6 protein-coding genes are annotated in these 7,704 nt (G+C 70.7%); 1 reads left to right on the forward strand and 5 read right to left on the reverse strand.

Features of this window, described 5'->3' with window-relative positions; genetic code table 11:
- Positions 1-138: 138 nt before the first annotated feature.
- From HR086_RS42550 to HR086_RS42570, 5 genes are all read right to left on the reverse strand, one after another.
- Positions 139-1,977: a patatin-like phospholipase family protein gene (locus HR086_RS42550; RefSeq protein WP_174468489.1), complete on the reverse strand. Its 1,839-nt coding sequence runs from the start codon at positions 1,975-1,977 to the stop codon at positions 139-141.
- A 189-nt stretch (positions 1,978-2,166) separates the two neighbouring features.
- Positions 2,167-3,111 (reverse strand): hypothetical protein, encoded by a 945-nt coding sequence (locus HR086_RS42555; RefSeq protein ID WP_174454703.1) that lies wholly within the window; start codon positions 3,109-3,111, stop codon positions 2,167-2,169.
- Positions 3,112-3,246: 135 nt separating this feature from the next.
- Complete coding sequence (gene gluQRS / locus HR086_RS42560) at positions 3,247-4,194, reverse strand: tRNA glutamyl-Q(34) synthetase GluQRS (protein WP_174468490.1); 948 nt, start codon at positions 4,192-4,194, stop codon at positions 3,247-3,249.
- On the reverse strand, positions 4,191-5,402 hold the full coding sequence (locus HR086_RS42565) for a PEGA domain-containing protein (RefSeq protein ID WP_217442178.1): 1,212 nt from the start codon (positions 5,400-5,402) through the stop codon (positions 4,191-4,193). Before HR086_RS42565 ends, gluQRS begins: the two co-directional genes overlap by 4 nt.
- Before the next feature lie 103 nt (positions 5,403-5,505).
- Positions 5,506-5,805: a DUF378 domain-containing protein gene (locus HR086_RS42570; protein WP_174454705.1), complete on the reverse strand. Its 300-nt coding sequence runs from the start codon at positions 5,803-5,805 to the stop codon at positions 5,506-5,508.
- A gap of 307 nt (positions 5,806-6,112) precedes the next feature.
- Between HR086_RS42570 and HR086_RS42575 the strand changes: the two genes are divergently transcribed.
- The coding region (locus HR086_RS42575; RefSeq protein WP_254626701.1) for an AsmA family protein at positions 6,113-7,704 on the forward strand (1,592 nt) is incomplete at its 3' end.

Here is a 7,704-nt window from a genome sequence, read left to right on the forward strand (position 1 = left end):
GGCCAGGAGGACGAGGATGCCCAGGCAGACCAGGGGGAGGACGACCCAGCGGGTGGCGGAACGCTGTTGGGACATACACGCTCTTGGGGTGCGGGAAGGGCGGGGGAGGATATGCCGGGGGTCGACGCCCGTGGGCGCTCAGTCGCAGGAGCGCTGGTCGGGCTTGCCGTCCGTGCATTGGCCCACGGGGGCGAAGCGGGACTCGGCCTCCGCGACGACTTCGTCCACGGGCCGGGCGCACTCGGCCTCCGCGAGCGTGCCGCGAATCTCGAACAGGCGCAGCACCTCCGCGCACCGCTGCTGGAAGGTCTTCACCCCGTCCTTGAAGAGCGGACGCATCACCCGCGGCGAGAAGGCATAGCCGCTCGCCGTCGCCAGCGACGACTCCGGACGGAACATCCACGAGGAGCGCCAGCTCGACGCCACCTGCTCGAAGCGCGCCGGCCCCATCCACATGCTCGTGGCGGCCTGGAGTGAGCGTGGCTCCGTTGGCACGAAGCCCGTGCCCGTGCGACGGCAGTAGGTGGGCACCGCGGTGGGGTCCTCCACGTTCGCCAGCCGCAGCGTGCAGACGTTGTACTCCGCGAAGCGCCGGCCCACGGCGGCCAGCTCCGCCTGCTGCACCTCGCCCACGCGCGGCTGCGCGACGAACAGGTCGATGGTCCGCAGCAGCGTGCTCACCGCGTTCTCCGGCGGAGGCTCGGGCGTCGGCTCCAGGCCGCCCGTCGAGACGACGAGCACCCGCTCCGCGCCGCGCTGCACGGCCTGGAGCAGCGGCAGCCCCGAGCGCACTCCGCCGTCCAGGAACGTGCCCTGGTAGCGCCCCGAGCGCGAGGGAATCCACGGCACCGGCTCCGCGAGCACCGGCTCGACGATGGACGCCACCACCGCGTTGATGAGGCCGTCCACGCGCTGCGCGTCCGTCGCCGTCGGCGGGAAGTCCGCCGGGTCCTGGTCGCTGATGCCGAAGACATCCCCGGTGTTGAAGTCCACCGAGACGGCCACCAACTCCGTGCCGTTGGTGAGCTGCGCGGGGATGACGGCGGCGCGCAGCTTGTCCTGCACCCCGTCGAAGCGGACCAGCCCCTTCAGGTCCGAGGCAATCTTCCAAATCCACGTCGAGTTGACGCAGTAGAGGTCCGACTCCACCGAGCACGTGTAGTTGCCGAGGAGCATGTCCCGCGCCTTCTGTTCCTGGCCGGGCGTGTGGAACAGGTCCACCATCGTGCCGATGAGCGCGCCGGTGCTGGTGCCCGCCGCCAGGTCGATGCGCGCGTCACCGCACCCCTCGGGCTCGGGCTTGCCCCGGCACTGCTCCATCACCCCGAGCAGCCGCCACATGATGCCGGCGCTGAAGGCCCCATTGGCTCCGCCGCCGCTGAGCACCACCGCGTTGGACGGACGCCCCAGCTTGCGACTCCAGCGGCGGGCGCTCACGTACTGGGCGGCGGACTCGGCGCCTTCACGCAGGCCCTGCTTGAGCAGGAAGGGATTCATCGGGTCCTGGAGCGAGTCGCCCAGCGCGGCCAGCGACGCGGCGATGCCCATCGCGTTGCCGATGAAGCGCTGCGCGTCGACCTCGGCGGCCGTGGGACGGGTCGGGTCCACCGTGCCCGGCATCGCCGGCAGGCCCCACACTCCTCCCGCCACCGTCTTCTTCAAGAAGGTGTCGTAACAGGAGGAGTTGCTGCCTCCCGCATTCGCGCGCAGACACTCCACCTGCTCCGCGATGACCTCGGACGCGCCGCCCAGGGCGGACATCCACTTCGCTGCTTCCGCCGGGTCCGCGTAGGCGTCCACCAGGTGCGAGCGCGTCAGGCGCCCCACGCGCTCCCGGAGGGACACGGGCAGCGGCGGCGTCTTGGGCTCCGAGGGTGCGTTGAGCTCCTCGAGGATGTAGCCGGTTCGCAGGAAACAGCCGCTCGACAGGGCGGCCATCGCCGCGAGGCACAGCAGGTACGTGCTACTTCGGTTCACGAGGTCCCCCGTCAAGGAGCGCATGGCGGGGGCCCGGGAAGCGGACGGCGGGGCACCCCTTCGTCACATCGCGAAGGGGACGTTAGCGCATGCGGCCCACGCGGGAGGGGCGACAAACGAAAGGCCCACCCCTGGGGAGAGGTGGGCCCGCTGCTCCTGGACTTCATGGCCCGGGAGAGGGCGAGGGCCCTACGGGTACACCTCGCGGCGAGTCGTCGTGGTGCGCGGCGTGGGGGAGATGGCCCCTTCCGCGTGGACGCGCTGGCGCTTGCTCACCCCCAGCCCCGCGCCGAGCACCGAGGCGACGAGCCCCAGGAGCAGCGCGCCGAAGACGCCCCAGAAGGCGCGCCCCGTCTTGTCGGCGGCCTGGAGCGCGCCCTGCTGCACCTGCTCACCCACCTGCCCCACCTTCGCCTTGGCGCCGTCAATCTGCACCTGGACGCGGTTGGCGACGTCCTCTGAGTCCTGCCGCGACAGCCGCGTGTTCTCCGCGATGGAGGTGACGAGCAGCTCGCGGTCCACGTTCCCCGTGCGCACCGCGGTGGTGACGATGTCCTTGGTGGCCGCCTCGAGCTGATTGGCGGTGATGGTCGGCTTGCCCTCGGCCTTGAGCCGCTCGTTCACCGGACCGAGCGCGTCGTTGGCATCCAGGCCGAACGCCTGGGCCGCGTTCCCACCCTGGGAGGCCGCGCCCGCCACGGCCGCGCCGGTGGCGCCCACGACTCCCGTGGTGGCCTTGAACGCCGTGCCGACGACGGTGGACACGACCATGCCCATGAGGACGACGCCGGCAATCGTCGTCAGGCCCCACATCACCGCGCCGTGCATCGCGCCGCCGGCCTTGTCCACCACGCCCGCGGTCCGCGCGGCCAGGAAGCCGCCGATGAAGAGGGCGATGAGCGGCGCGATGAGGCCCCAGATGCCGGTGCCGATGCCCGCGGAGCGCGCGCTGTCGGGGTTGCTCGGGTCCACGGAGGACAGGCCGAGCGCGAGGCCCAGCGAGTACAAGAGGATGAGCACGCCGAGCGCGACGACGGTGCCGCCGAGAATGGCGCCCCAGCTCAACTTGAAAGGCGTTCCCGCGCTGGCGCCGATGACGCCAGGTTTCTCGTTCTCCACGATGGTGGTTGCCATGGGCCGGGCCTCCTGCCGCGGTGAGCACCCAAGGGATGGGCGTGCTCGGGTCCGCGGCAAACATGGGCATCGTCGGGCAACGGACGATTCCTCACCCCAAGGACGCCCCCTCGGTGGGAGGGGGACGGCGAAGGCTCACCGCAGGCCGAGTGCCTCGATGAGCATCGCCTCGCGCGCCACCACGGGCGAGCGGGGAAGGGCTTCCAGCGAGAAGGCGCGCACCAGCGCGTCGAGTGTCCTGGGACTCCCATCGCCCAGGCCACTCCATGCGGCGAGCAGGCCGAGCACCCGCTCGGGAGCAAGTCCTCGCTCGCGCAGCTCAGCGAGCGCGAAGGCACCCTCGCGCTTGGCGAGGCGCTTGCCATCCTCTCCATTCACGAGCGGGACGTGGAGGAAGTCGGGCGCCTGCTCACCCAGTGCCGTGTAGAGCTGGAGCTGGCGGGGCGTGGACGACAGCAGGTCATCGCCGCGCAGCACGTGGGTGATGGCGGTGGCGGCATCGTCCACGACGACTGCGAGCTGGTAGCTGGCGACCCCGTCATTGCGGCGCACCACGAAGTCACCCACCACCGCGTCCACGTCCTGCGAGTAGGGCCCCATGAGCGCGTCGACGAAGCGCACCTCTCCAGGCCGCGCGCGGAAGCGCCAGGCTGGGGCTCGCGTCTTCGCGCGCTCGGCCCGCTGGTCGACGGTGAGGTGGGCGCAGGTGCCGGGGTAGCGGGGGCCTTCCTCGGACAGGCCGTGGGGCGCGCTGGCGGCGCGAGCAATCTCGCCCCGGGTGCAGAAGCACGGATAGACGAGGCCCTCGTTCTCCAGCGTGGCGAGCGCCTCGCGATAGATGTCATCGCGCTGACTCTGCACCAGGGGCGTCTCGTCCCAGTCGAGGCCGAGCCAGCGCAGGTCCGCCATCAAGTCCTCGACGTACTGGGGCTTGCAGCGCGCGCGGTCCAGGTCCTCGATGCGCAAGAGGAAGCGGCCCCCGGCGGCGCGAGCCTGGAGCCAGCCGAGCAGCGCGCTGCGGATGTTGCCCAGGTGCATGCGCCCGGTGGGGCTGGGGGCGAAGCGCCCGCGAAAGCCGCTCATGGCCGGACCAGTGGTCTGCGGATGGGGTCCACGGGCTTCCGGATGGGCGCCGTGGGCTTCACCGGGTTCGACAAGGGGACGGCGTACACGCTCTGTGCGGCGCGAGTGACGCGCGAGGCACCCGGCGTGGGCGACAGGGGCAGTGTTTCGGTGAGCCCTGCCTCCACACCTCGTGAGGCCAGCTGGGCCGCGAGCGCGCGCAGGGGCTCACCAGCGTCGAGCAGCTCCAGGTCCATCGCGAGGCGAGGCAGCCTGCGCGGCGCCGCGTCCCCAGGAGTGAACACGAAGGCATCGAGCGCGAGCCCGGTGTCGGAGCGAGACAGGGTGCCGAACACGACGAGGTCCGCGCTCGCCTCGCGTCCCAGCGTCGATGCGGCCTGGAGCGCGGAGGTATCGAGCCGATTGCCCGAGAGGGCGAGGGCCAGCGCGGCCGTGGCGCCGGTGCCAGTCGGCTGAATCGTGAAGGTGACTTCGCGCTCGGGGAGTGCCTCCACGACGCCGCCCACGGACTCACCGGAGGGAAGGGTGGCGCGCCACAGGTGCGCACCGGGAGGCACCTGCGTGACACGAACAGGCGTGGTGCCCGCGGAGGACCCATCGAGCGTGACTTCGAGGCCCTGTGGAAACGACTCGAAGCGGAGGACGCCGCGAGGCTGGGTGGCATGGGCCGCGCGGACGCGCTCGACGGTGTGAGCGAAGAGGGGCGAGGTGGCGGCGAGGGGCAGCGGACGACCTGGAGCGATTGCAAGCGCGTGGGTGAGGGCGCTCGCGGCTTCGTCATCGCGACCGATGGCGTAGCGCACGGCGGCGCGCAGGGCATAGGTGTCCGCGAGCTCGGCGCCGTCCTGGAGGTGGGGGGCGTTCGCGGCGTAGGCGTCCAGGGCGCGTCCGAGGGCGGTCTCCGCGCGGGTGAAGTCGCGGGCCGCGCGCGCGGTGGTGGCCTCCTGCACGGCGGCCTGGGCGGCGGCGAGTGCGTCCGTCTTCACGTCGGTGGGAGACGGCACGGGAGGCTCCGCGAGGGCGAGCCCCGCCATGCCGTGGATTTCCGAGGCCAGTCGCGCGGCGAGTCGAGGACCTGCGCGCGCGGGCACGTCTCCGGAGACAGCCTGGAAGGGCAACACGGCCACCTTCGTCCGAGGCGCGCGTCGTGGCGCGGCGATGGAAGAGGCACCCAGGAGGAGGCAGAGCAGGAGCGCGAGTCGCGTCATGGTCGGAGCGGGGAGGAACCGACCGAATTCCTAGCACGGAGCCGCGAGCCGCGCTCCGCCCGGCCGATGTTCGGGCCGGGGGCTTCGTTTTGCCGCGATGATGTCAGGTCCTTCCGCTCATGGTCCTCCTGCCTGTCAGCGTGGTCGTCGTGGTGGTCGTGGTCGCCTCCATGCGACGCCACGGGAAGGTGAGCGCGAGCGCAAGGCCCGCCAGCCCCACGATGCAGTAGATGAGGCGCGAGAGGGCGCTCGCCTGCCCCTGCGTGTCGCCACCGAAGATGGCGTTCACGAGGTTCCAGTTGAAGAAGCCAATCAGGCCCCAGTTGATGGCGCCAATGATGGCGAGCACGGCCATCACCTTGGCGAGCACTGACTTCAGTCGGTCTGCTTCCAGTCGTTCCATGGCCTGTCTCCTCGTGTTGTCGAGAGTGTGAGCCGAAGGTGCTCGGTGCCTCTCATCGAGGGCGGGGACCGTCGGTATCCCTCGGTCTTCAATCTATGGAGCACCTGGAGCGCTCGACGCGATGGCCTGGCTGCTCTCGTGGTTCGCGGCGCTGCGGTCGAGGTGTCCCGTCCACGCTCATCGAGGCCCGGAGCGTTCCACCGGAGGCACGACTTCCCGAGGGGCGTCTCGAAGCCAGGGACTGCTCATCGTTGGGGCGATGAAACAGGATGCGAGGAACAGGAAAGACCCCTCCCGGCATCGCGCCTTGAAGGTCGCGCTCGGCGTCGTGGCCATGGCGTTGGTGCTGGTCGTCGGCGTGTTGGCGCTCAATCCTTCCTGGCTCGCGCAGCGTCTGCGCGGACAGGTCGAGACGGCCGCCACCCGGGCCCTTGGCCACAAGGTGACTCTGGAGAAGCTGGATGCGCAGTGGTTCCCGAAGCCTGGCGCCACGATGACGAACTTCCGGGCCGAGGGTGAAGGCGACGAGCCGCCCTTCCTGGAGGCCTCGCGTGCGACGGCCACCGTGCGGTTGTGGCCGTTCATCCGGAGCCTCGGCAAGGACGTGCGCGTGGGGGCGGTGAAGCTGGAGGAGCCTCGGGTGAACCTGGTCCGGCGCGCTGACGGGACGTGGAACTACGAGTCCGTCGGGAGTGCTCCGGGCAGATCCAGCGGTGAGTCTGGAACAGGGGCCTCCACGGAGGCCTCCATCGAGAGCCTTCGGATTCAGGATGGCGTCGTGCAGGTGACGGACAGGCAGGCGGCGGGGGGCACGGCAGTGGCCGCGCTCCGGGACCTCGATGTGGACTTGAAGCACGTGGGGCCGGGCCTGCCGCTCGAGGGCTCGATGAAAGCGGCGGTCGCGGCCTCGAAGCAGAACGTGGAGGCGGACTTCAAGGTGGACCCACTTCCCACCGGCAAGCCCGCGCCCGGTCAGCCCTGGCCCACGGTGACGATGAAGCTGCGCGGAAGGGATTTCTCCGTGAGCGAGATTCGCGACTTCCTTCCGCCCTCGGCGACCGCCTACTTCACGGGAGGGCTGGTGGATGTCGACGCGGAGGTGAAGACGGACCAGGGACAGTACGTGCTCACGGGCCATGGAGCGGCGAAGGGGCTGAAGCTGAGAGGGGACCCGGCGAGCGGCTCGTTCGACTTCAACTCACGCATCGACCCCGCCAACGCGAAGGCTGCGAAGGTGAACTTCACGCGCCTCGCGCTCGCGGGTCCAGGTGTCGATTTGGGCGGGACGGCTTCGGTGCAGATGGCGCCTCCGCGCGTGCGGTTCGCGTTGGAGGGGAAGGAACTCGATTTGCAGCACCTGTTGGGGGCGCTTCCCAACGAGCCGAAGAAGCAGGAGGCCTCCAGTACGGCCACCGCGCTTCCCGCCACTGTGCGCGCGAGGCTCGGGAAGGTGGAGGTGGATGGGACGCTCAAGCTCGCGAGCCTTCGTCACGGGACGCTGCAGGCGACGAACGTGGACGCGGAGGCGAAGCTGGATGACGGGGTGCTCCTCATCGAGCGAGGAGGGGCGACAGTCTACGGCGGGCGCGCGGACCTCACGGGGACGAAGGTGGACCTCACGAAGTCGCAGCCCGCGTGGACGCTGAAGGCGAACCTGGACGGGATGAACACCGCGCAGGCCTTCCAGGCGCTGTCCGGACAGTCGTCGCTGCAAGGTCTCGCCAGTGGGGAGCTGCAGCTCAACGGAAGTGGCCTGGACTGGACGCAGGTGCGTGACCGCGTCACGGGGGGAGGGAGCGTGCGTCTTCGCGACGGCGCGCTCACGACGGCGGACCTGGGGGGCGCGTTGGCTCCGGCCCTTTCGCAAGGACTCTCGGCGCTGGGGCAGAAGGGGGCGGC

This window comes from Myxococcus sp. CA039A, from assembly GCF_013336645.1.
Classification (GTDB): Bacteria; Myxococcota; Myxococcia; order Myxococcales; family Myxococcaceae; genus Myxococcus; species Myxococcus llanfairpwllgwyngyllgogerychwyrndrobwllllantysiliogogogochensis.